27 protein-coding genes, 4 tRNA genes and 3 pseudogenes are annotated in these 26,884 nt (G+C 68.8%); 24 read left to right on the forward strand and 10 right to left on the reverse strand.

Translation table 11 applies throughout. The features are described from left to right. Nucleotides 1-47: 47 nt before the first annotated feature. Nucleotides 48-1,577 carry an NADH-quinone oxidoreductase subunit N gene (locus OHQ87_RS28160; RefSeq protein WP_328342774.1) on the forward strand — a complete coding sequence of 510 codons (1,530 nt, stop codon included), beginning with the start codon at nt 48-50 and terminating at the stop codon, nt 1,575-1,577. 227 nt (nt 1,578-1,804) lie between these two features. After that, on the forward strand, nt 1,805-2,683 hold the full coding sequence (gene htpX / locus OHQ87_RS28165) for a zinc metalloprotease HtpX (protein WP_328342776.1): 879 nt from the start codon (nt 1,805-1,807) through the stop codon (nt 2,681-2,683). Between the two features lie 64 nt (nt 2,684-2,747). On the opposite strand, the gene OHQ87_RS28170 is transcribed toward htpX, so the two are convergent. Then, the gene (locus OHQ87_RS28170; protein WP_328342778.1) at nt 2,748-3,968 is read right to left on the reverse strand and encodes a hypothetical protein; all 1,221 of its coding nucleotides are present in this window, start codon (nt 3,966-3,968) and stop codon (nt 2,748-2,750) included. 199 nt (nt 3,969-4,167) lie between these two features. Between OHQ87_RS28170 and OHQ87_RS28175 the strand changes: the two genes are divergently transcribed. Continuing rightward, the gene (locus OHQ87_RS28175; protein ID WP_328342780.1) at nt 4,168-5,427 is read left to right on the forward strand and encodes an MFS transporter; all 1,260 of its coding nucleotides are present in this window, start codon (nt 4,168-4,170) and stop codon (nt 5,425-5,427) included. A gap of 115 nt (nt 5,428-5,542) precedes the next feature. Here the strand turns inward: OHQ87_RS28175 and OHQ87_RS28180 are convergent, their stop codons facing one another. Further along, nucleotides 5,543-6,037 (reverse strand): YajQ family cyclic di-GMP-binding protein, encoded by a 495-nt coding sequence (locus tag OHQ87_RS28180; protein WP_328342782.1) that lies wholly within the window; start codon nt 6,035-6,037, stop codon nt 5,543-5,545. A 148-nt stretch (nt 6,038-6,185) separates the two neighbouring features. On the opposite strand from OHQ87_RS28180, the gene OHQ87_RS28185 reads away from it, so the two are divergent. The 4 genes and pseudogenes from OHQ87_RS28185 (at nt 6,186) to OHQ87_RS28200 (ending at nt 9,757) form a co-directional block, all read left to right on the forward strand. Next, nucleotides 6,186-6,269: transfer RNA gene (locus tag OHQ87_RS28185), tRNA-Tyr, on the forward strand. A 128-nt stretch (nt 6,270-6,397) separates the two neighbouring features. Next, a pseudogene (locus tag OHQ87_RS28190) lies at nt 6,398-7,126 on the forward strand (GntR family transcriptional regulator); the annotation flags it as partial. Next, nucleotides 7,123-7,812 carry an HAD family hydrolase gene (locus OHQ87_RS28195; protein WP_328342784.1) on the forward strand — a complete coding sequence of 230 codons (690 nt, stop codon included), beginning with the start codon at nt 7,123-7,125 and terminating at the stop codon, nt 7,810-7,812. The pseudogene OHQ87_RS28190 and the gene OHQ87_RS28195, both read left to right, overlap by 4 nt. 517 nt (nt 7,813-8,329) lie before the next feature. Beyond that, nucleotides 8,330-9,757, forward strand: coding sequence for a hypothetical protein (locus tag OHQ87_RS28200; RefSeq protein ID WP_328342786.1), 1,428 nt, complete (start codon nt 8,330-8,332; stop codon nt 9,755-9,757). A gap of 318 nt (nt 9,758-10,075) precedes the next feature. On the opposite strand, the pseudogene OHQ87_RS28205 reads toward OHQ87_RS28200, so the two are convergent. From OHQ87_RS28205 to OHQ87_RS28230, 6 genes and pseudogenes are all read right to left on the reverse strand, one after another. Further along, a pseudogene (locus tag OHQ87_RS28205) lies at nt 10,076-10,381 on the reverse strand (hypothetical protein); the annotation flags it as partial. Between the two features lie 8 nt (nt 10,382-10,389). Further along, nucleotides 10,390-11,547: a DNA cytosine methyltransferase gene (locus OHQ87_RS28210; RefSeq protein WP_328342787.1), complete on the reverse strand. Its 1,158-nt coding sequence runs from the start codon at nt 11,545-11,547 to the stop codon at nt 10,390-10,392. Beyond that, nucleotides 11,544-12,377 carry a hypothetical protein gene (locus OHQ87_RS28215; RefSeq protein WP_328342790.1) on the reverse strand — a complete coding sequence of 278 codons (834 nt, stop codon included), beginning with the start codon at nt 12,375-12,377 and terminating at the stop codon, nt 11,544-11,546. The genes OHQ87_RS28210 and OHQ87_RS28215 overlap by 4 nt, the downstream gene beginning before the upstream one ends. Before the next feature lie 205 nt (nt 12,378-12,582). Next, nucleotides 12,583-13,005, reverse strand: a pseudogene (locus OHQ87_RS28220) (EamA family transporter); the annotation flags it as partial. Beyond that, nucleotides 12,941-13,696: a 2'-5' RNA ligase family protein gene (locus OHQ87_RS28225; protein WP_328342791.1), complete on the reverse strand. Its 756-nt coding sequence runs from the start codon at nt 13,694-13,696 to the stop codon at nt 12,941-12,943. The pseudogene OHQ87_RS28220 and the gene OHQ87_RS28225, both read right to left, overlap by 65 nt. Nucleotides 13,697-13,708: 12 nt before the next feature. Continuing rightward, nucleotides 13,709-14,545 (reverse strand): GntR family transcriptional regulator, encoded by an 837-nt coding sequence (locus OHQ87_RS28230; protein WP_328342793.1) that lies wholly within the window; start codon nt 14,543-14,545, stop codon nt 13,709-13,711. Between the two features lie 404 nt (nt 14,546-14,949). Between OHQ87_RS28230 and OHQ87_RS28235 the strand changes: the two genes are divergently transcribed. The 3 genes from OHQ87_RS28235 to OHQ87_RS28245 are packed head-to-tail and all read left to right on the forward strand — an operon-like array spanning nt 14,950 to nt 16,085. Beyond that, on the forward strand, nt 14,950-15,186 hold the full coding sequence (locus OHQ87_RS28235; RefSeq protein ID WP_328342795.1) for a hypothetical protein: 237 nt from the start codon (nt 14,950-14,952) through the stop codon (nt 15,184-15,186). Next, a complete protein-coding gene (locus OHQ87_RS28240; RefSeq protein ID WP_328342797.1) occupies nt 15,179-15,490 on the forward strand; it encodes a precorrin-4 C11-methyltransferase in 312 nt (103 codons plus the stop codon). The genes OHQ87_RS28235 and OHQ87_RS28240 overlap by 8 nt, the downstream gene beginning before the upstream one ends. 52 nt (nt 15,491-15,542) lie before the next feature. After that, the gene (locus OHQ87_RS28245) at nt 15,543-16,085 is read left to right on the forward strand and encodes a DapH/DapD/GlmU-related protein (protein ID WP_328342799.1); all 543 of its coding nucleotides are present in this window, start codon (nt 15,543-15,545) and stop codon (nt 16,083-16,085) included. Nucleotides 16,086-16,155: 70 nt separating this feature from the next. Here the strand turns inward: OHQ87_RS28245 and OHQ87_RS28250 are convergent, their stop codons facing one another. Both OHQ87_RS28250 and OHQ87_RS28255 read right to left on the reverse strand, forming a co-directional pair. Further along, nucleotides 16,156-16,635, reverse strand: coding sequence for a hypothetical protein (locus tag OHQ87_RS28250; RefSeq protein WP_442930616.1), 480 nt, complete (start codon nt 16,633-16,635; stop codon nt 16,156-16,158). Nucleotides 16,636-16,704: 69 nt separating this feature from the next. Then, nucleotides 16,705-17,217, reverse strand: coding sequence for a GyrI-like domain-containing protein (locus OHQ87_RS28255; protein ID WP_328342803.1), 513 nt, complete (start codon nt 17,215-17,217; stop codon nt 16,705-16,707). A 481-nt stretch (nt 17,218-17,698) separates the two neighbouring features. Between OHQ87_RS28255 and OHQ87_RS28260 the strand changes: the two genes are divergently transcribed. The 14 genes from OHQ87_RS28260 to OHQ87_RS28325 all read left to right on the forward strand — a co-directional run bounded on the left by OHQ87_RS28260 (nt 17,699) and on the right by OHQ87_RS28325 (nt 26,690). Beyond that, entirely contained in the window at nt 17,699-17,845 is a 147-nt protein-coding gene (locus tag OHQ87_RS28260; RefSeq protein WP_328342805.1) for a hypothetical protein, read from the forward strand. A gap of 63 nt (nt 17,846-17,908) precedes the next feature. Beyond that, nucleotides 17,909-20,428, forward strand: a complete 2,520-nt coding sequence (locus OHQ87_RS28265) for a putative bifunctional diguanylate cyclase/phosphodiesterase (RefSeq protein WP_328342807.1) — start codon at nt 17,909-17,911, stop codon at nt 20,426-20,428. A 96-nt stretch (nt 20,429-20,524) separates the two neighbouring features. Beyond that, a tRNA-Thr gene (locus OHQ87_RS28270) sits at nt 20,525-20,597 on the forward strand. A 26-nt stretch (nt 20,598-20,623) separates the two neighbouring features. After that, nucleotides 20,624-20,696: transfer RNA gene (locus OHQ87_RS28275), tRNA-Met, on the forward strand. A 132-nt stretch (nt 20,697-20,828) separates the two neighbouring features. Then, on the forward strand, nt 20,829-20,996 hold the full coding sequence (gene rpmG, locus OHQ87_RS28280; protein WP_091242082.1) for a 50S ribosomal protein L33: 168 nt from the start codon (nt 20,829-20,831) through the stop codon (nt 20,994-20,996). A gap of 131 nt (nt 20,997-21,127) precedes the next feature. Beyond that, the gene (locus OHQ87_RS28285) at nt 21,128-21,574 is read left to right on the forward strand and encodes a MaoC family dehydratase N-terminal domain-containing protein (protein ID WP_328342810.1); all 447 of its coding nucleotides are present in this window, start codon (nt 21,128-21,130) and stop codon (nt 21,572-21,574) included. Between the two features lies 1 nt (nt 21,575). Further along, nucleotides 21,576-21,968, forward strand: a complete 393-nt coding sequence (locus OHQ87_RS28290) for a MaoC family dehydratase (protein WP_328342811.1) — start codon at nt 21,576-21,578, stop codon at nt 21,966-21,968. Between the two features lie 127 nt (nt 21,969-22,095). Next, nucleotides 22,096-22,168: transfer RNA gene (locus OHQ87_RS28295), tRNA-Trp, on the forward strand. 214 nt (nt 22,169-22,382) lie between these two features. Then, nucleotides 22,383-22,817, forward strand: coding sequence for a preprotein translocase subunit SecE (gene secE / locus OHQ87_RS28300; protein WP_328342813.1), 435 nt, complete (start codon nt 22,383-22,385; stop codon nt 22,815-22,817). Nucleotides 22,818-22,855: 38 nt separating this feature from the next. Beyond that, nucleotides 22,856-23,578: a transcription termination/antitermination protein NusG gene (nusG, locus tag OHQ87_RS28305; RefSeq protein ID WP_328342814.1), complete on the forward strand. Its 723-nt coding sequence runs from the start codon at nt 22,856-22,858 to the stop codon at nt 23,576-23,578. 184 nt (nt 23,579-23,762) lie between these two features. Beyond that, entirely contained in the window at nt 23,763-24,194 is a 432-nt protein-coding gene (gene rplK / locus OHQ87_RS28310) for a 50S ribosomal protein L11 (RefSeq protein ID WP_208568215.1), read from the forward strand. Nucleotides 24,195-24,274: 80 nt separating this feature from the next. Continuing rightward, nucleotides 24,275-24,991 (forward strand): 50S ribosomal protein L1, encoded by a 717-nt coding sequence (gene rplA / locus OHQ87_RS28315; protein WP_328342819.1) that lies wholly within the window; start codon nt 24,275-24,277, stop codon nt 24,989-24,991. A gap of 77 nt (nt 24,992-25,068) precedes the next feature. Next, nucleotides 25,069-26,007: an ABC transporter ATP-binding protein gene (locus tag OHQ87_RS28320; RefSeq protein WP_328342820.1), complete on the forward strand. Its 939-nt coding sequence runs from the start codon at nt 25,069-25,071 to the stop codon at nt 26,005-26,007. Further along, entirely contained in the window at nt 26,004-26,690 is a 687-nt protein-coding gene (locus OHQ87_RS28325; RefSeq protein ID WP_328342821.1) for a hypothetical protein, read from the forward strand. Before OHQ87_RS28320 ends, OHQ87_RS28325 begins: the two co-directional genes overlap by 4 nt. Nucleotides 26,691-26,884: the final 194 nt, after the last annotated feature.

Below are 26,884 nucleotides of genomic sequence, written 5' to 3' on the forward strand. Positions count from 1 at the left end.
CCCGCAGTCGCGAACGAAGGGCAAGCTCCGGTGAGTGAGGTGCTTCGGTGAGTCTGGTGCAGAGCGTCGACAACGTGGCGTTGCTGCCGGCGTACCTGGCGGCCGGCACCGCCGTACTCGTGTTGCTGGCGGATCTGCTGGTCGGCCGGGCCGGCGCGACGGTGGCCGTGGCGTGCGCGGGCGTCGTCGCCACCGGGGTCGGCGCGGTGGTGGTCGGCGCGGCCGGCACCCGGCGGACGTTCTGCGTCGGTGCCGACTGCTCGTGGGTGTTCGACGGCCGGGCGGCCCTGATCGCCGGGGTGTTCGCCCTGCTCACCCTGGGCGTGCTCGGGCTCTCCGGTCCGCTGCTGCGCGGCGGTCCGACACCTGTCGGCGAGTACTGCTTCCTGCTGGCCTGCTCGATGACCGGTGGCGTGGTGCTCGCCGCGGCCGGCGACCTGATCACCCTGATCGTCGCCCTGGAGACCCTGACCCTGCCGCTGTACGTGCTTGTCGGCCTGCGCCGGGGCAGCCTGGCCAGCGCCGAGGCGGCTGTCACCTTCTTCGTGGTGAGCGTGGTGGCGACGACCGTCACCCTGCTCGGCGCGGCCCTGCTCTACGCGGCGACCGGCGGCCTGCACCTGGACCGGCTCGGCGGGTTGCTGGCCGATGCGCCCGACCTGCCGTTGATCCCGGCGGCGGTGGCGCTGGTGGTGCTCGGGCTGGCCTTCAAGGTGGCGGCGGTGCCGTTCCACGCCTGGGCGCCGGCCACCTACGACGGCGCGCCGCTGCCGGTGGCGGCCTACCTGTCCACCGCGTCGAAGCTGGGTGGGGTGGTGGCCCTGCTCGCGGTGGTGCAACGGGCACTGCCGGCCGAGGTGACCGGCCCGGTGCTCGCCCTACTGGCGGTGCTCACCATGACCGTGGGCAACCTGGTGGCGCTGCGCCAGCGGCGTACGGTGCGGTTGCTCGCCTGGTCGTCGGTGGCCCAGGCCGGTTACATCCTGGCTCCGCTGGGGGTGCTGGCGCTGACCGCCGGCCGGGGCGACGACGTCCGGGCCGGGGCGTACGCCGCCGCGGTGGCGTACGCGGTCTTCTTCGTGGTGGTGGAGCTGGCGGCGTTCGCGGCGCTCGTGGCGCTGCGCCCGGCCGGTGCGGACGGCGGCACGGTGGCGGACCTGCGCGGAGTGGCCCGGCGGCGGCCCTGGGCCGGGGCGGCGTTCGCGTTGGCCCTGGTCGGGTTGGCCGGCCTGCCTCCCGGGCTGGCCGGGCTGTTCGCCAAGGTGACTGTGGTCCGGGCGCTGCTGGACGGCGGGGCCGGCTGGCTGGCCCTGCTGGTGGCGCTGAACGCGGTGATCGGCCTGGCGTACTACCTGCGCCTCGCCGCCACCCTCTACGCCGACCCGACCCCGCTGCCGGCCTCCCCGGCCCCCGCCGGGGCACCGACCGTGCCGGCCGGGGAGCCCACCGGGGTCGCACTCGGTGTCGCGTCCGGTCGGGCGGCCTGGCCGGTCACCGTGGCGCTCGCCGGGGCGACCGCGCTGGCCGTGGTGATCGGCTTCGCCCCCCAACTGGTGCTGGACCTCGCGGCCCGCTGACCCGGCGGCCCGCTGTGGTCACGGCCCGGCGGCCCGGTGCGGTCCCGGCCCACTGGCGTGGTGGCCCACTGACCTGGTGTCCCGGGTCGTCCCTGGTGTCCGGTGCGTTCAGCGGGTTTTCAGCTTCCTTCAGTCAACTGCCAGTCATGAGCTGGATGGTTGACGGGTACCGGTGACGTTGTACCGGTCAGCGGGTCCCGCGCGACCCGCGCACCGAAGGAGCGATCGTGCATCACAACCGTCTGAAGACCGCAGCGCTGCTGGGCCTGCTGACCTCGCTGATCCTCGCGGTCGGCTACTGGTTCGGCGGGAGCGGCGGCCTCGTCATCGCCGTCGTCGTCTCGTTGCTGATGAACGGTGTGACCTACTTCTGGTCCGACAAGCTGGCGTTGCGCTCGATGAAGGCGCAACCGGTCAGCGAGGCCCAGTTCCCCGAGCTGTACCGGATGGTCCGCGAGCTGGCCACCGAGGCCGGGCAGCCGATGCCCCGGCTCTACGTCAGCCCCACCGCGCAGCCCAACGCGTTCGCGACGGGTCGTAACCCGGCCAACGCGGCGGTCTGCGTCACCCACGGGATCACCGAGATCCTCGACTACCGCGAGCTGCGCGGGGTGATCGGCCACGAGCTGTCGCACGTCTACAACCGGGACATCCTGATCTCCAGCGTGGCGGCCGGTCTGGCCGGCATCATCACCATGCTGGCGAACCTGGCGTTCTTCATCCCGCTGGGCGGGAGCAACGACGAGGACGGCCCGAACCCGGCGGTGTTGCTGCTCACCATCATCCTCGGCCCGATCGCGGCCACCGTGATCCAGTTGGCGATCAGCCGGAGCCGGGAGTTCCAGGCGGACGCCTCGGGCGCGCAGCTCACCCGGGACCCGTTGGCACTGGCCAGCGCCCTGCGCAAGATCCATCTGGGCACCCAGGCCCGACCGCTGCCCGCCCAGGGCCAGCTGACCAGCACCGCCCACCTGATGATCGACAACCCGTTCAAGCGGGGTGGCGGCATCGCCGCGCTCTTCTCCACCCACCCCAGGATGGAGGAGCGGGTGGCCCGGCTGGAGCAGATGGCCCGCAACGCCGGGCCGGTGCAGTTCCAGCGCTGACCCGACCCCGAACGACACCGACCGCGCCCGCGTCCGCCCCGGACGCGGGCGCGGTCGTCTGGTGTCAGCGGGTGGAGCCGGTCGGCTGCGGGCCGGTGTCGGCCGGCAACCGGTCGGGGCGGGTCAGCAGCACCACGACCAGCAGCAGCACCCCGGCCAGCAGGTACGCCACGGCGGGCCCGAACAGCGCGGCGGCCGACCCGAGCAGGAAGATCCCGCAGCCGCCGACGACGATGTTGGCGGCCACGATGGTGGCCTCCACCTGCCCCATCCGTTCCACCGGGGCCAGCCGGGCAAAGGTGGCCTGCGCGCCGATCAGCCAACCGCCGCCCGCGCCGATCAGCGCGTTGGCGCAGGCCAGCGCCCAGACCGGGGCGTGCACGGCGACCAGGAGGGCGGCCAGCAGCAGCGCCCCGGCCAGGGCGGCGGCCACGGTGACCTGCCCGGTCAGCCGGACCAGCCAGGTGCCGCGCCCCAGCACCAGCACGAAGATCGCCCCGCCCAGCGCCGACGAGGCCAGCACCACCGGCCGCCAGGCCCCACCGGCGAGGTTCGGGGCGAGGGTCTCGGGCAGTGCGCCGGAGAGCACCGTGGCGAGGGTGAGCAGGGCGACGCCGCGCAGCACCGGGTGCCCGGCGATGGTCCGGATGCCGGCGGTGGCAGGTGGGCGCTGACCGCGCCGCCGCTGCTGCCCGGTCGGCAGCCCGGCCAGCACCACCGCCGCGACCAGGAACGACACCAGGTCGATCAGGAGCGCCACCCGGGGGCCGAGCGCCACGGTAATGCTCGCCCCGGCGACCAGGCCGATCACCTGACCGGCCTGGTTGGCGAAGGCGGTCAGGCCGAACAGCGGCAGCCGCAGCGCGGCGTCGACCGCCTCGGCGGCGACCGCCACGTTGACGCTGGAGTAGGCGGCCCGGACCGCGCCGAGCAGCCCCGCCGCGACGATCGCCGGCACCGGCTCGGGCACCGCGAGGGGGATCGCGATCAGTACCGCGCCGGCCACCGAGAGCCAGACCAGCAGGGTACGGCGGGCCGGCACGTCCAGCCAGCCGCTGAACACCGTGGCGACAAGCAGGGCCGGCAGGGCGCGGGCGGCGTACACGGCGGCGGGCCCGAGGACCGACTGCGTCTGGTCGTACGCGAGCAGCAGCAGCGCGGCCAGCCCGACGAAGTCGCCCAGCTCGGAGATGCCCCGGGCGGTGACCAGGCGGGAGGCCACCGGGTGGCGGAACAGGGCCCGGTAGCCGGGGGGCGGCGCGAGCCGTGCGTCGGCGTCGGTCATCAGCTCGGCCGTACCTCCCTGCGGCGTCGGAATGAACCTGTAGGGCACATCCATCTGGTTCGATCAGCAAGTTACCCTCTCGCCGCCACCGGGTCAGCGGCCCCCGGTGTGAGTGAATCGACCATTCCCGGAGCGACCTGCGGCGTTAGGGTCTACAGGGTTCTGACTCGTTACCTGATCGTCTCCTTGGGGGTGCACCGTGGCCGCACTGCGCCAGTACCTGGGCGTCTGGCGGATTCCCGGGGCGCCGTTGCTGCTGCTCCTCGGCGTCGTCGGCCGGCTCGGCATCGGGATGACCCCGCTGGCGTTGCTGCTGGTCGTGGAGCAGGTCACCGGCCGGTACTCGCTCGCCGCCGTGGCCGGCGGCATCTACGCGCTGTCCGGTGCCGCGCTCAGCCCGGTCGCCGGCCGGCTGGCCGACCGGGTCGGCCCCACCCCGGTGCTGCTGGTCACCGCCGTGGCCCACCCGCTGGCCCTGTTCGGGCTGCTCGGGGCGAGCCGCGCCGACGGCACCGACCTGCGCCTGATCTACCTGGCCGCCGGGGTGGCCGGGGCCACCTACCCGCCGCTGACCGCCGCCATCCGGGGGGCCTGGAACGACCTGACCGCCCCGGCGACCGGCCGCTACCAACTGCGCAACACCGCGTTGGCCGCCGAGACGTCGCTGTTCGAGGTCGTCTTCGTCATCGGCCCGCTGCTGGTGGCCGGCTTCGTCCTGCTGGCGGATGCCGCCGCCGCCCTGGTCGGCGCGGCCGTGGCGACCCTGGTCGGCACCGCCGGGGTGGCGCTGGGCCGGGTGATGCGCGCCTGGCGACCGCACGCCCGCGAGCACCACGCCCGGGGTCTCGGCCCGCTGCGGGTGGGTGGCTTCCCGGCGCTGCTGGTCTGCGTGGCGGGCCTCGGCATCGCCTTCGGCGCGGCCGGGGTGATCGTGCCGGCGTTCGCCGGCAACCAGCCCACCGACGACCCGCAGAGCCTGGCCGGCGTGCTGCTCGCCGTCTGGGGGGCGGGCAGCGCCGTGGGTGGTTTCTGGTTCGGGGTACGCCGCCCGGCGGCCAACATGACCCGACAGTTCGCCTGGCTGCTCGCGGCGGTGGCCGGCACCCTGGCGCTCTTCGCGGTGATGCCCGGCCCGGTGTCGCTCGGCGTCGCCCTGGTGATCGGCGGGGCCACCATCGCCCCCGCGCTGACCCTGGAGAACACCCTGGTCGGACGGATCACCCCGACGGGCATGCTGAACGAGGCGTACACCTGGGTGGTGACCGTGTCGGTGGCGGCGAGCGCGGCCGGCGGCGCGGTCGCCGGCCTGATCGTCGACCACACCGGCGGGGTGCCCTGGGCGTTCCTCTTCGCCGCCGCAGCCGTCGGCGTCGGGGCCGCCGTCGCGGCCCTGCCCGGCGGCCCGATCGCCCGCGCCGAGGCCGCCGCCACCCGCGCCGAACACCCCGTCACCGTCTGACCATCTCGCGCGCCCCTCGGGGGTACGCGGCCCCGCCGTCTTCCGGGATTTGTGCGGCGGGCGGCCGTCCCCGTTGGGGGACGACCGCCCGGCCGGGTGGAGCCTGACTACCGGGTCAGCGGTAGTTGGTGAACTGGAGGGCCACCCCGAAGTCCTCGCCCTTGAGTAGCGTGATGACGGCCTGGAGGTCGTCCTTCTTCTTGCCGGTCACCCGGAGCTGGTCGCCCTGGATCTGCGCCTGGACGCCCTTCGGGCCCTCGTCGCGGATCTTCTTGCTGATCGCCTTGGCCTTGTCCGACTCGATGCCCTGGATCACCTTGGCGTCGATCTTGAAGATCTTGCCCGAGCCCCGGGGGTCACCCGCGTCCAGGGACTTCAACGAGATGTTCCGCTTGACCAGCTTCTCCTTGAACACGTCTAGCGCGGCGGCGACCCGCTCCTCGGTCTCCGCCTGGAGGCTGATCGCCTCCTCTCCCGACCAGGAGATCTCGGCGCCGGTGCCACGGAAGTCGAACCGCTGGGCAAGCTCCTTCTCCGTCTGGCGAAGGGCGTTGTCGACCTCCTGCCGGTCGACCTTGCTCACGATGTCGAACGACGGGTTCGCTGCCATGCTGATGCTCCTGCTTGTCCGGCGGTCTGTCAGGGTCGTCGCGGCGCTGACCAGCCCCACGACCCTCTGACGGTACCCGGTTGCCACACCCCCGGGGGCGACCGCTATCCTTGCTCCGCTGCCGCGTTACGGCGTGGTGGTGTGCCCTGGCGGGTTGCCCGAGCGGCCAATGGGAGCGGACTGTAAATCCGTCGCGAAAGCTACAGAGGTTCGAATCCTCTACCCGCCACCAGGTGCACAAAGAGGCCCGTGACCAGCGAGAACGCCGGTTACGGGCTTCTTTTGTGAGTCTCATTCATTCCTGCTCTGGCCCGCTCGATCTCGCCGGTCGCGTCGCATTCGCGTCGATGTCTTCCGCACGACCTAGCCGCCCGGTACGGCGTTGCGCGGGAGATGGTCAAGCGAGCCTTGGATCTGCTTCGGGCGGAACGGCTGATCGTGTCCCGGCAGGGCAGCGGCGCGTTCGTTCGTGCGCAGACACAGCGGGCCGTGGAGCTGCGGCCCCATATCGAAGCCGCATTCGAGAAGCCGCACGTCACCATCGACTTCGCCGGGTTCTCGGGCGAGACGCTGCGAGACGCGCTTGCCGAAGCGCTCGACAAGGTGCGGGTTGGCAGGCTCGCGCCGGAGACGATCGCGGTGCGTGTGCTGATCTCTGACATGACGGCGCCCATGGCGCTGCCCGCTCGGGCTGAGACTCAGGCAGACGATCCGGCGGTGCGAGAGCGAGCCGAGCGCATCACGCGACGGGCGGCAGACGGCATCATCGACCAGGTAGCCGAGCTGGGCGACCTCGGCCTGATTCGCTCAACCACGGTAGAGGTGCGGATGCACCGAGCGTCGCCCCTGTTCAAGCTCTACATCCTGAACGGGGAAGAGGTCTTCTACGGCTTCTATCCAGTCGTTGAGCGCACCGTCTCGATCAAGGGTGAGCCCATGGCGATCTACGACCTCATGGGCAAGGACGTACCGCTGTTCCACTACGCGGTGACCGACGACGACGCGTCTCACGGCACGCAGTTCGTGGAAGCGTCCCGCCAGTGGTTCGACTCGGTGTGGTCGACCATCGCCTACCGGTACGACGGATGAGCGCCGACCTCGGCCGGCTGTTCAGCGGGGTCGGGGCGGTGCTGCTCGACTTCGATGGACCGGTGTGCAGCATCTTCGCCGGGTACCCGGCGCCGAAAGTTGCCGCCGAGCTGGTTGACGTGCTGCGGCGGCGAGGCGTTGACGTGACGCCGGATCTCGCCAGAGAGCCAGACCCGCTTGAGGTCTTGCGGTGTACGGGCGCGACCGGCGACCAGAGCGTTACGCAGGCGGTGGAGGACGCGCTCTGCATAGCCGAGCTCCGGGCCATTGAATCCGCCACACCAACGCCGTACGGCCGAGAGGTCATTGTGGCCGCTCGGCAGGCCGGACTCTCCGTGGCGGCGGTCAGTAACAACTCAGCCGGTGCCGTTACCGCCTACCTTGTAGCGCACCGGCTCGCTGGGTATGTCTCTCCGGTGATCGGGCGCGCATATGCCGATCCGGGCTGCATGAAGCCCAATCCGGAACCAATCCTGCAAGCCGTTCACTCCCTCGGCGAGCCGGCGGCGCGGTGTGTCCTGATCGGCGACTCGCTTTCAGACATAGAGGGTGCGCTGGCCGCTGGCGTGCAGGTAATCGGATACGCCAATCGGAACCGGAAAGTAGATGCCTTCCGGCGAGCGGGTGCTGACTGGGTGGTGACGAACATGAGGGAAGTCGCGAACGCTCTAGTCAGGGGCGCTTGATGACTCCCGATCGGGGTGAGGGCTCTTAAAGGGTGCAATCTTCCGGCCAGGCTGCGGTCATTCCTTAACTCTTTATGTGAGGCTCGATAAAATGAGGCTAAAGTGGCATCGTCGCCCACCTCACCAAGCGCGTTTCGCGGCGGTGGGTGCGACTTACAGCTACGTGTTCACGCTACCCGTTGACGTTGACGTCTACGCCCTTGCTGATCAGTTGCTTCGGGAGGGGGTTGCGCAAGCTGCTAATATGCCGCCAGCAAGAAATGTGCGCGTGGACCCCAGTCTCCGTAAGGTACTACGTGATCGCCAATTCCTGCAGGGGATAGTTGAGATCCCAAGGCTCGTCAGCGGAGACCTTAAGGTTTCGACCTGGGTTCGGAGATGCCCGCGATCGGCGATTCACGCAATGCGCCACCGAGCTATCAGTATCAATCCCTTCAGTCGGCCGCAGGCCGATAGGAACGCCCTCGCTGCAGAAGTTTACGCGGTCTTGGACCATATCAAGGGTCCGATACGCGAGATGGACGAAGCTGTTGTGGAGTCGACCAAGGTGTTGGGCGCGCTCACGGCAACGGATGGGGATCTCTACAGCCCGATCTATCTTCGAAAGTCGCCCTTCATTCGCCTGGAGCTACAACCGTTTGCCGCGCAGTCTTCGATGCTCGCCGACGAAGAGGTGCTTGTAACGCTGCTATTGCATCGCTCGGGCGTTGCTCTGTTGACCTTCTACACTGTTGTTGGGAGCCACAGGTCTACGGACGAATTGCTGCAGTCTTCGATCTCGCGGAATGTGTTGCTGGAGACAACAACCTTTCCCGGTACGGTCATAGGGGTTGCAGACCCGGCACACGAGGTCGATACAGATGAGTGGGTCGAGCCGAATGTGGGCATAGTGCCTGATCGCAAGATTACGTGGAAGTCCGACTTCTCGATGGTTGACGCCTTTATGCTGTACCGAGATCGTGTTGACTGGTTGGCGGGAAAAAGAGAAGGCTACCGCGACTACTTCTGCTATACGACGGTGGTCGTTGACGGGCTGGAATGCTGTGGGGGCAAAAACTCTTGGATCAAAGCGCACTCCCGGGAGCTTGCTGGACTGGTAATGCGGGTTTCACCCTATGGCGATTTTGATGCTGACGGGGCGCTGGAGATGCTTCCAAGGAACTTCTCGCTGTATGGCCGAGAATCTCGCTACTATCATCCTAGCAATGCTCTGGTATTGGGTTGGGACTTTGATGTCACCGACGAACTCTGCCCGCCTTTTACTCGGATGATCAACACAGTCGCTGTCATTGAGCATTCCCTGCTGCAGTACTGGCAAATCCATTCATTAGACGACCAATTGTCAATCGGTTCGCAGGGTGGGATCGAGTTGTCACGTATCCAACGACGTCTCGCGGAAGGTATCGAGGAATACCGGGCGTCGACAATCTCTTATGGTTCCGCGCAAGAGATTGCCGACAGCATTTTGAGCCAGCTTCACGCTAATGAATTGCATCAGCGCCTGCTCGAACGTCTTAACCTGATGCAGCAACTGATCAGTGCGCAACAGGCGCAAGCTAGTGTTCGGCGCAACTTTATCATTGCTGGCGTGGGATCTATGGCAACGGTGTTGCTCGGAATTCCCGCAATCAGGGACTCGCTGGCCGTGATCTCGCAATGGAAGCCCACACCCTCTGTGGAGCGATTTGTCGGGCCGATCATCGACTGGGCTAAAGGTGGTCCCCCGGCTATTCTCTCGGTATATGGGGGAGCTCTCTGCCTTATCGTTGCTTTGTTCGTAATTGGATTTAGCCTTGGGAATAAGACGAAGCGGCCTTCAAGGCTGCCGACCGAGCCGGGCATGGAGTGGACTCCCATGTCGCCGTCCTGGTCAATGGCTAGACCACGGTATTCGCATGGGAAGGTTCTTGATGACGAGTCGGAGGGCGATCGTGGCAACGGATAGTGGGCATGGCGGAAGCTTGGCTCAGCAGCCTTGTCCTTAGGGCTGAGTCACCGGCGTGGCCTCGGACATGTGTCTGCGTCGTATACGTGTCGCTGAACCTGCGCTGTTGCGAGTTAGCGCAGGTCAGAGCTTTGGCTGTGGCGCTCTGTAAATCCGTCGCGAAAGCTACAGAGGTTCGAATCCTCTACCCGCCACCAGGTGCACAAAGCGGCCCCTGACCAGCGCTCGCGCTGGTCAGGGGCCGCTTTCGTGGGTCTCACTCAGTCCTGCTCTAACTCGCTCAATCTCGCTGGCTGTGTCGTATACGTGTCGCCGAGATCATCGGTGACGAAAGCCGCCAGGCCGGTTCCGCCAGGCGGCTTTGTCGGCCGGTTGTGGGGCGGCTTCGTCAGCGGCTACCGGGGTGGCGGCAGCAGCCGGCAGCCCGAGCGCTGCCGCTACGCGGCGGCGGGCCGCTTCTTCCTGGCCATAGACGCACTTTGCGTAGACCCGCATGAGGACGTGCATGCTGTGCCCTGCCCACTCGGCAGCCTGGGTAGCCGGTACCCCGGCGTTGAGCCACAGCGACACAGCGGCGTGTCGCAGATCGTACGGTCGCCGGGCGAGGGACGAGCGGTGCTGAGCCGCGCGGGTCAGTCCGACTCTGGTGGTTGAGGGCTTACCGGAGCGCCAAGCGATGCGCCACGGAGTCTCCCGACACGATCAGCGTGCCGTTCCTCGTGAGTCAGATAGAAAGCTGCCGGCCGGGTCGAAGGGTCGCCCTTGGTTTCGTGCGGCGATGCCTCCCAGCCGAGCACATCAGCCATCCTCGCTGCCACGGCCTGTGCAAGCGGTGGCGGGACGGCGTTTCCGACTTGCCGATATTGCTGAAGTCGCGGCAGGGGATCAGGCCAAATGAAGCTGTCATCCATTCCCTGAATGCGCGCACTCTCCCTCACGGAAATCACCCGATCGTACTTGTAGTGCACGGGGCGAAGTGGCGAGAAATTCCCAGAACCTGCCCGTAGTGTGTAACTGAGTCGGTCCGGATGGAGCCGATCATGGAAGGATTTCTTATCGCGGGTTCCTGGAAGTAGCTCTCGGAAGGCCTGAACCATCTTAGCGCTATGCATCGTGGGCTCATGATTAGGAATCTCGCGAGCCCTGTCCGTTCCGACGTCGGGCAGGTCGCCGATTGCATCCGCCGCCGTCAAATACGGTTTGGTTTCCCCGAAAAGATCAATCTTTTCAGCGTGGGTTGGGGCTGGAAATGCAAACTTCATCCCTGTGGGGAGTCCGACCAAGAAGAAGCGCTTTCGAGCCTGCGGCACTCCGTAGTCGGCAGCAGTGAGAATTGAGGCGTAAACCTCGTAGCCCAGCGCGCTTAGCTCGTCCTTTAGTCGGCCAGCGAGACTCCCTCCGTCCATCTTCGCGAGGTTTGGAACGTTCTCGAAGAGGAAGGCGGTCGGAGAGAGTTCACGCACGATGTCAGCGAAGCGGAAGATTAGGTTTCCCCGCTTGTCGTCCAAGCCTCGCTTCTTGCCCGCGACGCTGAACGGCTGGCACGGCGGGCCACCTGCGACAAGGTCTACCGATCCCCTGACGTTAGCAAGCTCAAGCAGCTCCTTGCCGCTCAGGGATGCGAGATCAGCGACATATCCGTAGCCACCTCTGTACTGGTGATTGTAGTTGAAGGTCTTAATGCTGGGCGCGTCATGATCGAAGCCCGCGAGGACCTGAATGCCCGCATCAAGGATGCCGGTAGATAACCCGCCACATCCGCAGAAAAGCTCAATCGCTCGTGGCGTCATAGCAATCTCTTTTCCGTCCTACGCACGAAACTGCGTTGTTGCTCCGAGAGCTTGAGCTGATATGTGGCATAGTCTTGCACTATCAGCTTGGCGGGCTCCTCTGTGGGGTTGAACTCAAGGATATGAACCAGGGAGTCATAGTCTACCTTGACGGCAATCGGCCTGACTTCGTGGCCCGGGAAATAGATCCGAGAGAAAGTCACCATTTGACTGATCTGCACCCTGTTAATCGCATCCGGTGCCGCCTTCGCCTCAACCGGGAGAATTATGGGCTCTTCGTCGTCGCGTAGCGCTACCGCGACGTCCAGCTCGTCCAGCTCCGCTTGGCCGACTCCGGCCACACTTTTTCGCACATGGCTTCGTAGTCGATAAGTGCGCAATCCAGTGAAGTGGTCGAGCAGAGAGCAGTAGTTGACGACGGTAAGCAATGCTTGCTCATCAAACTCAGCTATCTGCTCGGGAAGAAGCCGCCGGACCGGCAGCGGTGTTAAGTCAAGTGCCTCAGTTATCTCACCCTGAGGTAGCGGTATGATTGTTGACTCCCCTACCTCAAAGCGGTAGAGGCCGCGCCCCACCGCCCGAAGGATGTAGAATCCTTCGTCTAGGATCTCTTTCGGCAGCACAGTTCTGGATCGCATCCTATAGACGAGATCGGCCGGATTGCGTACTGTAATGTTCAGCTCCAGGGCGGCCTTTCGGATGTCGTCCAATGAGAAGTCGAGAAACGTGGCACCGGGGGTGTGCTTTTCTTCGAAGATCCGACGCAAGATCGGCACATATACAGTGCTGCTCAGGCCGTGCGTCTGGAGGGGACGATCGATGCTCGGCATGTCGAGCAGGCTACCCGTGGTCGATAAGAGGTGGGGGACGTCCCTATGGGTTTGGTCAAGCGGTGGCCGGTTGGTGGGGCGTGGTTGGTAGGGGATCTTGTCGCGGAGCATGGCGTGGAGGACGTGGCAGCGGCGTCGGGCGAGGCACCACGACGCCGAGGAACCCGAGGGCGAAGCCGGCGGCCTTCTTCATGGTGACGGTCCGGTCGACGCCGACGAGGAACGCCAGGAGTGGCGTCCAGAGCGGCGTGGTCGCGTTGAGTGCCCCGGCCACGTTCGACCCGATCGTTTCCTCAGCGATGCCGAACCACAGGTACGGCACGGCGTTGGCGACCAAGGCGGCAACGAACAGGTGACCCCAGAGCCGTCCTTGTCTGGGAAAGCGAAGTCCCCGGGCCAGGGCGATCGGGGTCAGGATCAGGAAGCCGAGCAGGAGCCGGGCGAACACGATCTGCACCGCGTTGAAGCCCCGCAACGCGAGCTTGATCCAGAGGAAGCCGGAGCCCCACAGCAGGGCGAGAGCGGCCACCCGGGCGATACCGGCCCGGCTGATGCGCGGGAGGTCAGCCTTCAACGGGTATCCCGTGGTCCAGCCGCTCACGTCGGCCAGCATGAGCGGCTGCGTCATCTGGGTGCCCTGGGCCGAATTCGCTGGTGTGGGTTCGTGTAGAGCCTTCGAGCGGTAGCCCAGTGATCAGAGACCACTCGTACATCTGCCGGTCTCGGTGCATGTCGATGACGTCGACGTGGGTGATCCGAACGGCGGCGGGCCTGGGCTGGGTCGCCGCGACGGCCTGAACGTAGGGCTCGGCTGACCCTTCGCTCGTCAGGTACGCGACGCTGACGTGTGGCCGGAACCGGAGGGGATCTTCGGGTACGTTCGTGTCGCCGAGAACGTGGCCAATGGCGGCTCGGGTGGTGGTGCGGAGCCGGTGCACGGCTTCTGCTGGCGTCGCCGGCATGACGATGGCCTCGTCCGCGACGACGACCTCACTGAACTGGACATCGATCGGACTCAGGCGGGCGAGCTGGCCCCGGGCCTCGTCGATGATCGCCGCCAACCTCTCGTCGGCAACCTCGTCGGTGAAGCCGATGCCCTGCATGGTGAGGTGCAACCACCGGTCAGGGATGAGAGTCAGGGCAGGTGCCGCGCTCAGTGCCGACCGGTAGGAGTCGGCCAGGCGGTACAGCTCATGTTGGTTCTCGAAGGTGACATGGAAGGCGTAGAAGCGCCTGCCGACGCGCCAGCCGGGTCGCCACCACCAGTGGTTACGGACCCGATCGGCGTGCTGCCCGGGTGGCAGGTCTACGAGCGCCACGGCGTACTCCTGTCAGACGTCGGACGGCGCGTCCGGCGCACTGGCCGTCGGCTCCACGGCATACTCGTCGATGATCATGATTCGGTCGGCGGGCCAGATCGATTCGGATACTTCGAGGATGGTGTCGTCCTCGGCTCGGGCCGTGTGGATCACGTGCATGACCGGGGCACCTGTGGAAAGCCCGAGGACTGCCGATTCCTCGGCGGTGGGGAGGCGGGCGATCCACTGGTCCCGTGCCGTCGCGTAGCGCTTGCCGCTCAGGTCTTCGACGCAGAGGAACAGGCCCTTGGCCGTCACCGTGGGCTCCTCCAGGAAGGTGCCGGCGGCGATCTCGGCGGGTAGGTAGCTGGCACCGATCTCCTCGGGCTTGTCGGTCTCCCGTCCGAAGAGGTGGCGGCGGCGAACCACCACCTCCGTGTCGGGCTCGACGCCCATGACCTCGGCGATGTGGGCGGGGACAGGCACGCGGCCGGCGAAGACGATCTCGTGTCGGAGGTGTGAGGTCAGGAGTTGCTGGTCCTGGCGGGCACGTCCGTAGCGGTCGCGGGATCGGCGGTGCAGTCTCCGGCTCTCGCGGACGAACGTGCCGACGCCGTGCCGGGACTCGATCAGCCCTTCGGCGCGAAGGACGCCGATGGCATTCCGGAGGGTTACCGGGCTGACCCGGAACCGCTCCGCGAGAGCTGTCTCGGCGGGCAGGCGGTTGTCCGGCTTGAATCTGCCCTCGCGGACCTCCCGCCGCAGCTGAGCCGCGATCTGTAGGTACTTCGGTGCCCTGGCACCAAGATCCTCGGTCATCTCCGCCCTATCTCCGTCTGGGTCCTGTGGAGGTCTACCCCTGTTGAACACGGTAGCGCCCGGCCTTCCAATCTGAGTCCTATAGAGGTCTTGCTAGTCGACCACTAGCTTACCTATAGTCCTCTATAGGTCTTGCGGCGAGTTCGATGAAGAAGGTGGGCAATGTCGATCCCCAGCGTGATCAGGTTCCCGGCGTCAGTCGGGTCTATCGGTGGCAGGTACGAGCCGCCTGTGCTGTGGCATGCGCCACTACTGACGGTGGGCCAGGCGTACCGCTGTGACGGTGGGCGGTGGCCGCGATGACGCGTACCGGAAAATCGACGGTGACCACCCACCCGCGGTGGTGTACCCCGGAGTGCTGCGGATTCCTCGCGCCGCCGGTGATGCCGCACATGGCCCGCCGGCATCGCGGCCCGATGCTCCGGGTCGGTGGGACTCGGGCGAGCGGCCTCGTCATGACGTACCTGATCAGCGCGGCGGTTCCGGGCGTGCCGCTCGTCGGTGTGCACGTGGCGGGCCGGGCCGGCAACGCCTGGGCCGAGTTGTCGCTGCCCCAGGCCACCGAGCTGGCCGAGCAGCTTCGCGGGCTGCTGACCGAGGCGACCGAACGGGACGACGCGGGCCAGGACCACGCCGAGCAGGACGGCGCGGGCCAGGATCGCGCGGGCCAGCAGGGGAGCGGTGATGAGTGAGGGTGGCCGGCCGGTGGTCTGCCCGGCGTGGTGTCGGGGGTGCGGGCCGAACGATCCGATGCACAGGGGGTTCCTCGCCACCGTGGGGCGGGAGCGGACCGGCTGGGTGAACCTGCAACTGCTCGTCGACCGGTTCATCAGGCGCGAACCGTCGATCAAGCTGGACGCCACCCGGTACGGCGGCACCCAGGCCGTGCTGCTGTCGAGCGGGCAGGTCGACCGGCTCATCGAGGAGTTGACCCAGGCGCGGCGGCTCATGCGGGCACCGGTCGGCCCGTCGGGGCAGGCGGGGGAGCGGCGGTGAGCGGCGGCGGCCCGCAGCGCCCCGGGGCGGCGGCGTCGGCGAGGATCGCGGGATGGCCGACGACCGCTTCATGCGTATCCACAGCCCCGAGTTCCAGGCGATGGCGGCGAGGGTGCTGCGGGCCACCGAGCTGACCTCCCGGCTGAACGTGCTGCCGTTCGAGGACGAAGCCGGTCGGGCCGAGCTGCTGACCCAGCTTCTCGGCCGACCGATGCCGGCGCGGGTCACCATCTATCCGCCGTTCTACACCGACCACGGTCTCAATCTGGACCTCGCGGAGCGGGTGTTCGTCAACCAGAACTGCACGTTCCTCGACTATGCCGGCATCCGGCTCGGCGAGGGCGTGATGGTCGGCCCGAAGGCCACCTTCATCACCCTCGGCCACCCGGTCGACCCCGTGCAGCGGCGGGAGTGGCTGACCGGAGCGCCCATCGACATCGCGGAGAACGTCTGGATCGGGGCCGGCGCGACGATCCTCCCCGGCGTCCGCATCGGCCGCGACGCCGTGGTGGCGGCCGGCGCGGTGGTCGCCGACGACATCCCGCCCGCCACCCTGGTCACCGGCCCCAAAGCGACGGTACGCCGCCAGTGGTGACCCCCGGCCCGACCCCGGCGTCGCCGCGTCGGGGGCGGGCCGATCGCGTGTCCCAGCGACGTCGGGTCGGTCAGCGTCCGTCCCGGCCGGGGCGTGCCGACTCCGGCGTGGCCTCGTGGCCGGGCATTCCGTGGGTACGCCGCCGCTGCTTCATCTCCGCCTCGTAGATGTGCCGCCGGCCCCCTGCCAACTTCTCCCGCGCGTCCCGCTCGATCTCCTGGAACGTGGCGTAGTAGCCGTCGTCGAACTCCTCCACGATCTGGAACGTCCACCGGCCGGGCAGCAGGTTGCGCCCCAACAGCTCGTGTTCGACCCGGTCGGCCACCTCGTCGTGCCCGGCCCCGCGCAGCAGCTTCACCACCTGGTCCAGGGTGAGATCCGCGCCGCCGACGAGCTGGTGTGCCGAGTAGAGGTGCCCGCGCACCCGGTGGATCGTCTCCAACGCCTCACTCAACTTGCCCAACGCCTCGACCGTCGCGTCGTCGACCCCCGCCGGCCGCGCGTGCTCCACGTCCACCGCCCCATCCTGACCTGCCATAACCCCCGACATACCCCCAAACCACCCCAGTTATCCCAGGGCCTCCCTGCCGGCACCCACCTCAGAAAGCAGCCCTCCTCGTCAATCCGCCAGACGGAACGCCAGTTGCGTCTTCCATGTGCTCCGGTCCGGGTCGTAGTCCGGTCCGAGGTGGTAGATCTCCAGCCGGCAGCCCCAGCGCTCGCCCGCCCCGGTGTCGCTGGCGTCCCAGCGCAACCCGTGGCGCGCCGCCCACGCCAGGAACGCCCCGGTCACCGCCACCAGCTCGTCGGGATCGCCGACGTGGGTGGTGGTGAGGTAGCGGCCGGCGGGGAGCACGCCTGCACGCATCGGCGCCTCCACCGCGATCTGCGCGTCGGCCGGCACCGGCACGCCCGCCTCGACCTCCAGCTCCCGCGCCATGTCGATCACGTGGTAACGCAGGAAGTCCGGGCCGGCCGGGGTGATCCCCCGCGCCGTCAGCCAGTCGGCCAGGTCGGACAGGGCGTCCGGGGCGTCGCCGATGGTCTCCATGGTCACCGTGCGTCTGATCCCCACGTACGGCTGGTCCGGGCGTTCCTCGATCACCGGCGTCACCGGCGGATGCGATGTCATGGATTCACGACACCATTGCGGTACGACAATCGGGGGTCCGGCCTCTTCTGAGAGGTGTTTCACCTGCTAGCGGCAGCTCGCCACCGTACGCGTGTTTTGTCGTTGATCTGGTGCGGAGTCCGTCGACTCCCGACAGGCCGCTTCCGTGCCCGGCGAAATGAGCTATGGTGATCGATGTGACGGTTCCGGGAGCAGTCGTCGCGACCCTCGGGTCCGAGGGTCGCCCTGCCGCCCGGGGAGCGGCTCCGCGCCGTTAAAGATCGGGTTTGCGTCGATAGTGACATTGAGCGATTCGTGGAGGCTGTTACCCGTCCTGGTGCCGCTGATCTGGCACGGGGAGGTGACGGCGGTGGGCCGAACGGCGGAACCTGCCCGCTGCTCGGACCAGCGCCGCTCTTCCCGCTTTTCTGGGTACCCGAGGTGTGGCACGATCGTGGAACCTCCACCATCCCCCGTGAACACTCACTCGACAGGAGCAATCATGTCTGGTCGAAGGCTGGGCCGGCTGTTTGGCTCGCTCCTCGTGCTCGCCACCATCCTGGGTGGACTTGCCGTCACCGGCATCCGCGCCGCCGACAGCGGTGCGCAGATGGCCGACGTCGTCTGGACCATGGGCAGCGCGCGCTAAGCCCCCGCGTCGTCCCCGCTCCCGGTGCCCTGGGGGCGACGTCTCTCAGGGAGAGGGTGGCGGATGGCCAGCCGAGATCAGCGGCGTAAGTCCACCGAACGCGCCTGGTTCATCACCGCACCCCTGGCCTTGTTGGCCATCGTCTTCAGCACCGCGATCGGTGTCCTGCGCCCCGAATTCCGGGATTGGGGCCTGGCGTTTCTGATATTCGTGGCGATGACGGGGATCAGCATCCCGGTTCTCAACGTCATCGTCCGGCGTCAGTCGGTCGGAGTGACGTTGACCGAGGTGCCCCTCGTCGTCGCGCTCTTCTTCCTGCCGCCGCTGACCGTGGTGCTGATCTACACGCTCTCCGTGCTGATCTGGAGCGCGTCGCACCGCTTCGCGCCGGCCAAGTTGTGGTTCAACGTGGCCAAGGCGGCGGCGGCCACCTCGCTGGCCGGGCTGCTCCTGCTCGCCCTGCCCCCGCTGGAGGGGGTCGGGCCGGGCACCTGGGGCATCCTCTTCCTGGCGGTCAACACCATCACCCTGGTCAGCCTGCTCTCGGTGGCCGGGGTGCACGTGCTGTTGCAGGGTTGGCAGGCCGGTCGGGAGGCGCTGCGTACCGCGCCTTCGGTCTTCCTCACCACCTCCATCAACGCCTCGGTCGGCCTGCTCGTCCTGATCGCGTTGAAGACCACCTGGTGGTCGGTGCTGCTGCTGGCGGCGCTGTTCGCGGCGCTGTTCCAGGTCTACCGGTCGTACTCCCAGTTCTTCCGGCAGCACCGCACCCTCACCGGCATGTACGACCTGACCCGGCTGCTCTCCACGAGCGCCGAGGGCGCGCTCGCCGACATCCTCCTGGACCGGGTGCGGGGCCTGATGCAGGCCGAGTACGCCACCCTCTGGCTGCCCGCCCAGCGGCGGCACCCCGAGGTGCTGCTGACCGCCCGGGTGGACACCCCGGGCCTGCTCGACTTCGCACCCACCCCGACGGTCTTCCGGGAACAGGCCCGGGAGCTGGGCAAGACACTGTCCATCGGTCGGCTGCTCGGCGACGACACCGCGCTGCGCCGCGAGGTGGGCGCCAAGCAGGTCAAGGACGCGATCGTGGTGCCGCTGCGCTCCGGCCAGGCGGTGATCGGCACCCTGGAGGTCACCAACCGGCTCAGCGACATCGGCCACTTCACCCCCAGCGACATCCCCGTCTTCGAGACCGTGGCCGCGCACGCCGCCGTCGCCCTGGAGAATTCCCGGCTGGTCGACAGGCTGCGGCACGACGCTTACCACGACGCGCTGACCAAGCTGCCCAACCGGCGACGGATCACCGCGGCGCTGGCCGAGGCGGTCAAGATTCGCGCGCCCGGCGAGGTGGTCGCCGTGCTGCTCTTCGACGTGGACGGGCTGCGCCAGGTCAACGAGTCGTTGGGGCATGCGGCGGGGGACAAGGTCCTCGTCGAGGTGGCCGAGCGGCTGCGCGCCTGCGCCCCGTCGTCCGCCCTGGTGGGCCGGGCCGGTGGCGACGAGTTCCTGGTGACGCTGCGGCTGGAGAACGCCGAGGCGGCCCTGGAGCTGGCCGCCCAGCTGCGGGAGCAGATCCGCGACGAGATGGTCTTCGACGCGCTCACCCTCGACGTGGACAGCGCGGTCGGGGTGGCGGTGCACCCGGATCACGGCAGTGACGCCGCCGTACTCATGCAGCGGGTCGACCTGGCGGCCACCGCGGCCAAGGCGGTGCCCGGCAGCGTGCAGCTGTTCAACCCGGCGCTGGAGTCGCGGTCGCTGCGCCGGCTCGGGCTCGCCGGCGACCTGCGCCGCGCCCTCGACGAGGGCGAGCTGGAGGTCTACTTCCAGCCGAAGGTGACCCTGCGGGACCGCCGGCTGCTCGGGGTGGAGTGCCTGGCCCGCTGGGAGCACCCGGCGCACGGCACGGTCTCCCCGGAGGACTTCGTCGCGGTGGCCGAGCACACCGGGCAGTTGGGCCGGCTCACCGAGTTCGTGCTCCGCGAGGGGCTGCGGCGCAGCCGGGACTGGAGCCACACCGGGCAGCCGCTGGCGGTGTCGGTCAACATCGCCGCCCGCTCGCTGACCGACAGGAGCTTCCCGGGCCGGGTCGGCGAGCTGCTCACCGAGTACGGCGTCCCGCCGCACCTGCTGACCGTCGAGATCCCGGAGGCCGCGGTGCTGGACGGCACCGAGCGGCCGATCCCCACCCTGCGCCGGCTGCGGGATCTCGGGGTCCGGCTCTCGGTGGACGACTTCGGCACCGGTAACTCGTCGCTGGCCCAGCTGCGCCGGCTGCCGGTGCACGAGGTGAAGGTGGACAGGTCGTTCGTGCAGGGGATGGCGACCGACCCGGGCGACCTGGCGATCGTGAACGCGGTGGTGACGCTCTCCCAGCAGTTCGGCCTGGCGGTGGTGGCCGAGGGGGTGGAGAGCGAGCTGACCCTGGAGTTGCTCCAGGACATCGGCTGCGAGATCGGGCAGGGCTTCCTGTTCAGCAGGCCGCTGCCGTACGAGCGGCTGGAGGCCTGGTTCGGTGCCCGGGTGGACCAGGAGGCGACCGAGCCGGGCGCCCTCCCCAGGCTCCGCGCGGTGCCCTGAGCAGGGCCGATGTGGCACCCGGGGATCCGGTTTCACCCCTGGCGCGGTGCCGTGTAATGTATCCCCTGCGCGACGCCCTCCGGGGTGATCGGGTAGGCCCCCTTAGCTCAGTCGGCAGAGCGTCTCCATGGTAAGGAGAAGGTCTACGGTTCGATTCCGTAAGGGGGCTCAGAGGGTCCGGCTGGACCCGCCTGCGGCGGTGTAGCTCAGATGGCAGAGCAAGCGGCTCATAATCGCTGTGTCGCCGGTTCAAGTCCGGCCACCGCTACTCTCGTCCTCCGGGCTCATCCCCGGCGGTCGGTGGGACGGGCGCCACTGGCGCCCACTTTGCATGTCCAGGCATCGTCCGCGTAGGCTGATGCGCTGTAGTTGATATCCGTAGCGAGGAAGGCACTCCGCCGTGGCGAAGGCGACCGATGTCCGGCCGAAGATCACTCTGGCGTGTGTGGAGTGCAAGGAGCGCAACTACATCACGCGTAAGAACCGTCGTAACGACCCGGACCGCATCGAGCTGAAGAAGTTCTGCCCCCGGGACGGCAAGCACACCGCCCACCGCGAGACCCGCTGACCCTCGGCCGGCACCACGCCGGCCCGGTCCGCGACCGACGAACCCGAACGCCGATCCGCACGGATGGCGCGGCCTGAGAGCCGCCTGCCCGTACGGGTCGGCGTTTCGGCGTCCCGTGTAGGTTCGGCGGCATGTCCCTGGACCCGTCCTTCGTCGGCCGGACGTATCCGCCGACCGCCCCCTACCAGGTGGGCAGAGAAAAGATCCGCGAGTTCGCCACCGCCATCGGCGCCACCGACCCGGCCCACCACGATCCGGCGGCGGGCCGTGCCCTCGGCCACCCGGACGTGGTCGCCCCGCCCACCTTCCCGGTCCTGGTCACCATGGCCGCCAGCCAGCAGATCGTCGACGATCCGGCGCTCGGGGTCGACTACAGCCGGGTGGTGCACGGCGACCAGCGCTTCGCGTACACCCGGCCGGTGGTGGCGGGGGACGAACTGGTCTGCGTGAACACCATCGAGGAGATCAGCAACCGGGGTGGGCACGCCTTCCTGACCACCCGCACCGACGTGACCACCGTGGCCGGCGAGCCGGTGGTCGCCGTCTGGTCCAAGCTCGTCGTACGTGGGGAGTCCTGACGTGGAACTGCCGACCCGGACGTACCGGGTGACCCGCGCGGACCTGGTCCGCTACGCGGGCGCCTCGGGCGACTTCAACCCGATCCACTGGAGCGAGCGGACGGCCACGAAGGTGGGCCTGCCCGGGGTGATCGCCCACGGCATGTTCACCATGGCACTGGTCGGCCGGGCGGTCGCCGAATGGGCCGGGTCGCCCGACGCGGTGGTCGACTTCGGGGTGCGGTTCACCCGGCCGGTGGTCGTCCCGGACGACGACGAGGGCACCGAGATCACCGTCGACGCGGTAGTCAAGGAGGTCACCGAGGCGGGGTTGACCAGGCTCGATGTGACAGCCCGGTGCGGCGGCGAGAAGGTCCTCTCGCAGGCCCGCGCGACCGTCCGGACGGCTGGCTGACAGCCTCCGGAAACGTACCTGGCGGGACCGGTTGGGAAAGTCGGGGCGGTACCCGTACACTGGTCCGCCGTGGGGCAAGTAACCCCTGCTCGGCCGTGTAGGCCGGGTGGGGCGAGCGTTGCCGCACAGGGGTGTAGCTCAATTGGCAGAGCAGCGGTCTCCAAAACCGCAGGCTGCAGGTTCAAGTCCTGTCACCCCTGCGCCTCAGGCCTGACCGTTCCCGTGGGTCGCGCCGCCGCAAGGCGGCGTCCGGCCCGTGGTGGTGGCATCGGCGGGGTGGTTCCGAGGCGACTCGGGGCCCTTCGTCCGGTCCGCCGGCCGCGGCCCGTCGCGGGACGGTTGGTCCGGCCGGCGTGACCAACGCGCCGCGTACGCCGTCCGGCGTACGAACCGACATCCGCGACGGAGGGCGAAGTGGCCGAGAGCAAGCGGCGCGGCGAGGACGCCGGCGACGACGGTCTGCGCGACGAGCGTGACGAGGTCGTCGACGAGGTGACCGCCGACGGCGACGCCACCGACGATGACGCCACCGACGCGGATCCCACCGACGCGGACGAGCCGGTATCCCGGGGCGGTACCGCGACCCGGTCGCGGACCCGCGCGGGTGAGGCCGACAGCAAGCCGAAGACCCGGTCCGAGACCGACCGGGTGGGGCCGTTCGCCCGCATCGCGCGTTTCTTCCGCGAGGTCGTCGCCGAACTGCGTAAGGTCATCTGGCCGACCCGCAAGGAACTGCTGACCTACACCGCCGTGGTGGTCACCTTCGTCGCGGTGATGCTGACGATCGTGGGCCTTCTCGACTTCGCCTTCGCGAAGGGCGTGCTGTGGGTCTTCGGCAGCCCCAGCTGACCGGCCTACTGAGCCGATAGTGACGGAAGTGAGCAAGCGTGCCTGAGTACGACGAGACCGCCGAGACCACGGACGACCAGTCCACGGTCGCGACGGCGGCGAGTGACGAGTCGGTCGAGGCCGCCAGCGAGCCGGAGTTCCCGACCACGGAGCCGGAGCCGGAGCCGGATTACGACCCGGTCGCCGAGCTGCGCCAGAAGCTGCGCTACGCGCCCGGCGACTGGTACGTGGTGCACTCGTACGCCGGTTACGAGAACAAGGTCAAGACCAACCTCGAGACCCGGATCATCTCCCTCGACATGGAGGAGTTCATCTACCAGGTCGAGGTGCCGACCCGGGAAGAGGTCGAGGTCAAGAACGGCAAGCGTTCGCAGATCCAGGCCAAGGTCTTCCCCGGTTACATCCTGGTCCGGATGGAGCTGACCGCCGAGTCCTACTCGTGCGTGCGCAACACGCCGGGGGTCACCGGCTTCGTCGGAGCCACCGACCGGGCCGACCGGCCGGCGCCGCTGAGCCTCGACGAGGTGATCAAGTGGCTGGCCCCGGCGGTGGAGACCGAGCAGAAGAAGGCCAAGCCCGAGATCAGGGTCCTCGACTTCGAGGTGGGCGACTCCGTCACCGTCACCGACGGCGCGTTCGCCTCGCTGCCGGCGACGATCAGCGAGATCAACGCCGATCAGCAGAAGCTCAAGGTGCTGGTGTCGATCTTCGGCCGGGAGACCCCGGTCGAGCTGAACTTCAACCAGGTCGCCAAGATCTGACGACGTTCCGCGTCGCCGGCGGTGGGCAGCAGCCCCCCGCCGGCGACGTCGTTCCACCCCGGCGCGGACCTCGGCGCAGAGGGTTCCCGGGCGCTGCGCTACTCTTGAACGTCGCTGTGGCAACGCGCTGACCGTGCGCGCCCGTGGCCGGCACCTTTCCCAGTTCCAAGCCCCAGGAAGTGACATGCCTCCGAAGAAGAAGCTCGTCAAGACGTTCACGCTTCAGCTGAAGGCGGGCCAGGCGACCCCGGCTCCGCCGGTGGGCCCCGCGCTCGGTCAGCACGGCGTGAACATCATGGAGTTCTGCAAGTCCTACAACGCGCAGACCGAGGCCCAGCGGGGCGACATCGTCCCCGCCGAGATCAGCGTGTACGAGGACCGCTCCTTCACCTTCGTCCTGAAGACCCCGCCCGCCGCCCGGCTGCTGCTCAAGGCCGCCGGCGTGGACAAGGGCTCCGGCGTGCCGCAGAGCCAGAAGGTCGGCTCGGTGAGCCAGGCCCAGGTGCGCGAGATCGCCGAGAAGAAGATGGTCGACCTCAACGCCAACGACATCGACCAGGCTGCGAAGATCATCGCCGGCACCGCGCGGTCGATGGGCATCGTCGTCAACGACTGACCCCGGTCGGTCCCCAAGATCAGTTCGTGGGAGGGCACGCGTCGACCGCGGCCCGCCAGAGACCACAGGAGTAACCCGAGATGCAGCGCAGCAAGACGTACCGCAAGGCCGCCGAGGCCGTCGACAAGTCGAAGCTCTACACCCCCGCCGAGGCGGTCAAGCTCGCCAAGGACACCACCAGCGCCAAGTTCGACGCCACGGTCGAGGTCGCCATGCGCCTCGGCGTCGACCCCCGCAAGGCGGACCAGATGGTCCGTGGCGTGGTCAACCTGCCGCACGGCACCGGTAAGACCGCCCGCGTGATCGTCTTCGCCGCCGGCGCGAAGGCCGAGGAGGCCGTCGCCGCCGGTGCCGACGAGGTGGGCACGGACGAACTGGTCGCCCGGATTCAGGGCGGCTGGCTCGACTTCGACGCGGCGATCGCCACGCCGGACCAGATGGCCAAGATCGGCCGGATCGCGCGGATCCTGGGCCCGCGCGGCCTGATGCCGAACCCGAAGACCGGCACGGTGACCATGGACGTCACCAAGGCCGTCTCGGACATCAAGGGCGGCAAGATCACCTTCCGGGTGGACAAGCACTCCAACCTCCACCTGATCATCGGCAAGGCCTCGTTCTCCGAGGCCCAGCTGATCGACAACTACGCCGCGGTCCTCGACGAGGTGCTCCGCGTCAAGCCGTCCGCGGCCAAGGGCAAGTACCTCAAGAAGGTCACCCTGGCCACCACGATGGGTCCGGGCGTCCCGATCGACCCCAACGTGGTGAAGAACGTCCAGGAGACCGGCGCCGAGGGCTGAGCCCGGCTTCTCCTGCGAAGGGGCCCCGCCACGTGGCGGGGCCCCTTCCGTATGCCCGATTGTGGCAGGCTCGCCCCATGCGACTGGAGGACGTCCGGCTCCGGTACCGCCGGGGTGGCCAGTGGGTGCTGCGCGGTGTCACCGCCCGGCTCGACCCGGGCGAGGTGGCGGTGGTGCTCGGCCGCAACGGGGCGGGCAAGTCGACCCTGCTGCAACTCTGCGCCGGGGTGCTGCGCCCGGCCCGGGGCCGGGTGGTAGACCGACCCCCGCACGTCGGCTGGGTGCCCGAACGGTTCCCCGCCGACCAGCCCTTCACGGTGACCCGCTACCTGAGCGCCATGGGCCGCATCGCCGGCCTGGGCCGGGCCGACGCCGACCGGGCCGTCGACCGGTGGACCGACCGGCTGGGCCTGGCCGGGTTCCGTGAGGTCCGTCTGCCCGACCTGTCGAAGGGCACCGCGCAGAAGGTCGGCCTGGCCCAGGCGATGCTGCGTACCCCGGGCCTGCTGGTCCTCGACGAGCCCTGGGAGGGGCTGGACGCCGCCGCCCGGGGCCTGGTCCCGGAGCTGGTCGACGAGGTGTTGGCCGCCGGGGGAGCGGTCCTGGTCAGCGACCACCGGGGGGAGACGGTCCGACTCCCCGACGCCCGACACTGGACGGTGGCCGACGGCCTGGTCACCGAGGAGCCGGCCACCCGCCCGTCGGCCGTCGCGGTGGTCGAGGTCGCGGTGCCGGCCGCGCGGTTGGCCGGCACCGTCGCCCGGTTGCGCGCCGACGGCCACCACATTCTGCGGGTACGCGAACCCACCGCCCCGCCCCCGGGGCCGGCTCCGCCGGAGACCCCCGTCCCGCCCTCGCAGGCGACAGCACCACCTGCCCCCGACCCGTCCCCGGTGGTGGTGCCCTCGGTGGTCGATCCGTCTTCCAGTGGTGGGCCGATGGATGGCCCGACTTTCGGGGGTGGATCGACGGCTGACTTCGGGCGGGACGGTCGGGCGGAGGAGGCAGCCCGGTGAGCGCGCTGATCCGGATGCGGTTGGCCGGCTTCCTGCGTACCGGACGGGCGCTGGCACCGCTGCTGGCCGGCCTGGTCGCCCTCGGCATCCTCTACGGCGGCGGTCGGGCCCGGCCGGCGGAGGCGTACGGCGTCTGCGCCGTGGTGCTCTTTCCGGTCCTGGCCTGGCAGACCAAGATCCTGCTGGACGTCGAGCCGGACGTGCAGCGCCGGCTGGCGCAGGTCCTGGTCGGCCCGGCCCGGGCCCGGCTGGCCGGGCTGCTCGCGGCGATGATCGCCGGAGCGGGCACTGTGCTGGTGGCCCTGGTCTTCCCGTGGCTGGTCGGCGGGATGGCCGTGCCTGGCCCGGGTGACCTGCCGCTACCGGTCGCGCTCACCCTCGGGCTCTGGGCACACCTGCTTGCTCTGCTGCCCGCCACAGCGGTGGGCGCACTTGCCAGCCGCGCCCTGACCCGCAACGCAGGGTACGGCGTCGCGGTGCTGGCGGTGGGCGTGGTCGGCACCCTCGCGCTGGGCCTGCGTGACTCGGTGGCGCCCTGGCTCGTGCCGCCGGTGCTGGCGACCGCCCGCGCGCTCGCCGGCCCCCTGTCGGCGGGTACCGCCCTGCTCCTCTCCGGCTGGGCCCTCGCCTGGACCGGGCTGGCCCTGGCCGGCTACACCTGGCAACGCCGGACCCACCCCTGACGCCGACCTGGAAGACCGGGTAGACCCCGGCCACACCACCTCGCCGGCCGATCCAGCCGCCGGTCCCTTTGGTCCGGTCGCTTTGGTCCGGTCGCTTTGGTCCGGGCCCTTTGGTCCGGGCCCCGGGTCTGGTACCCCTGGCTGGGTCACCTCGCCATGCCATCTGCCGGGTGACCCTGGCTGGGCTACCTGGT

It is taken from the genome of Micromonospora sp. NBC_00421 (assembly GCF_036017915.1).
Classification (GTDB): domain Bacteria; phylum Actinomycetota; class Actinomycetes; order Mycobacteriales; family Micromonosporaceae; genus Micromonospora.

Excerpts from the sequence above, each read along its gene's own strand:
- OHQ87_RS28240 (WP_328342797.1), top strand. The coding sequence starts at position 15,179 with ATGAGTGAGGGTGGCCGGCCGGTGGTCTGCCCGGCGTGGTGTCGGGGG.
- OHQ87_RS28285 (WP_328342810.1), top strand. The coding sequence starts at position 21,128 with ATGTCCCTGGACCCGTCCTTCGTCGGCCGGACGTATCCGCCGACCGCC.
- OHQ87_RS28245 (WP_328342799.1), top strand. The coding sequence starts at position 15,543 with ATGGCCGACGACCGCTTCATGCGTATCCACAGCCCCGAGTTCCAGGCG.
- OHQ87_RS28180 (WP_328342782.1), bottom strand. The coding sequence starts at position 6,037 with ATGGCAGCGAACCCGTCGTTCGACATCGTGAGCAAGGTCGACCGGCAG.
- OHQ87_RS28200 (WP_328342786.1), top strand. The coding sequence starts at position 8,330 with ATGGACGAAGCTGTTGTGGAGTCGACCAAGGTGTTGGGCGCGCTCACG.
- OHQ87_RS28265 (WP_328342807.1), top strand. The coding sequence starts at position 17,909 with ATGGCCAGCCGAGATCAGCGGCGTAAGTCCACCGAACGCGCCTGGTTC.
- OHQ87_RS28255 (WP_328342803.1), bottom strand. The coding sequence starts at position 17,217 with ATGACATCGCATCCGCCGGTGACGCCGGTGATCGAGGAACGCCCGGAC.
- rplA (WP_328342819.1), top strand. The coding sequence starts at position 24,275 with ATGCAGCGCAGCAAGACGTACCGCAAGGCCGCCGAGGCCGTCGACAAG.
- OHQ87_RS28210 (WP_328342787.1), bottom strand. The coding sequence starts at position 11,547 with ATGACGCCACGAGCGATTGAGCTTTTCTGCGGATGTGGCGGGTTATCT.
- OHQ87_RS28195 (WP_328342784.1), top strand. The coding sequence starts at position 7,123 with ATGAGCGCCGACCTCGGCCGGCTGTTCAGCGGGGTCGGGGCGGTGCTG.
- rplK (WP_208568215.1), top strand. The coding sequence starts at position 23,763 with ATGCCTCCGAAGAAGAAGCTCGTCAAGACGTTCACGCTTCAGCTGAAG.
- OHQ87_RS28260 (WP_328342805.1), top strand. The coding sequence starts at position 17,699 with ATGTCTGGTCGAAGGCTGGGCCGGCTGTTTGGCTCGCTCCTCGTGCTC.
- OHQ87_RS28320 (WP_328342820.1), top strand. The coding sequence starts at position 25,069 with ATGCGACTGGAGGACGTCCGGCTCCGGTACCGCCGGGGTGGCCAGTGG.
- OHQ87_RS28235 (WP_328342795.1), top strand. The coding sequence starts at position 14,950 with ATGACGTACCTGATCAGCGCGGCGGTTCCGGGCGTGCCGCTCGTCGGT.
- OHQ87_RS28250 (WP_442930616.1), bottom strand. The coding sequence starts at position 16,635 with ATGTCGGGGGTTATGGCAGGTCAGGATGGGGCGGTGGACGTGGAGCAC.
- OHQ87_RS28170 (WP_328342778.1), bottom strand. The coding sequence starts at position 3,968 with ATGACCGACGCCGACGCACGGCTCGCGCCGCCCCCCGGCTACCGGGCC.
- OHQ87_RS28215 (WP_328342790.1), bottom strand. The coding sequence starts at position 12,377 with ATGCCGAGCATCGATCGTCCCCTCCAGACGCACGGCCTGAGCAGCACT.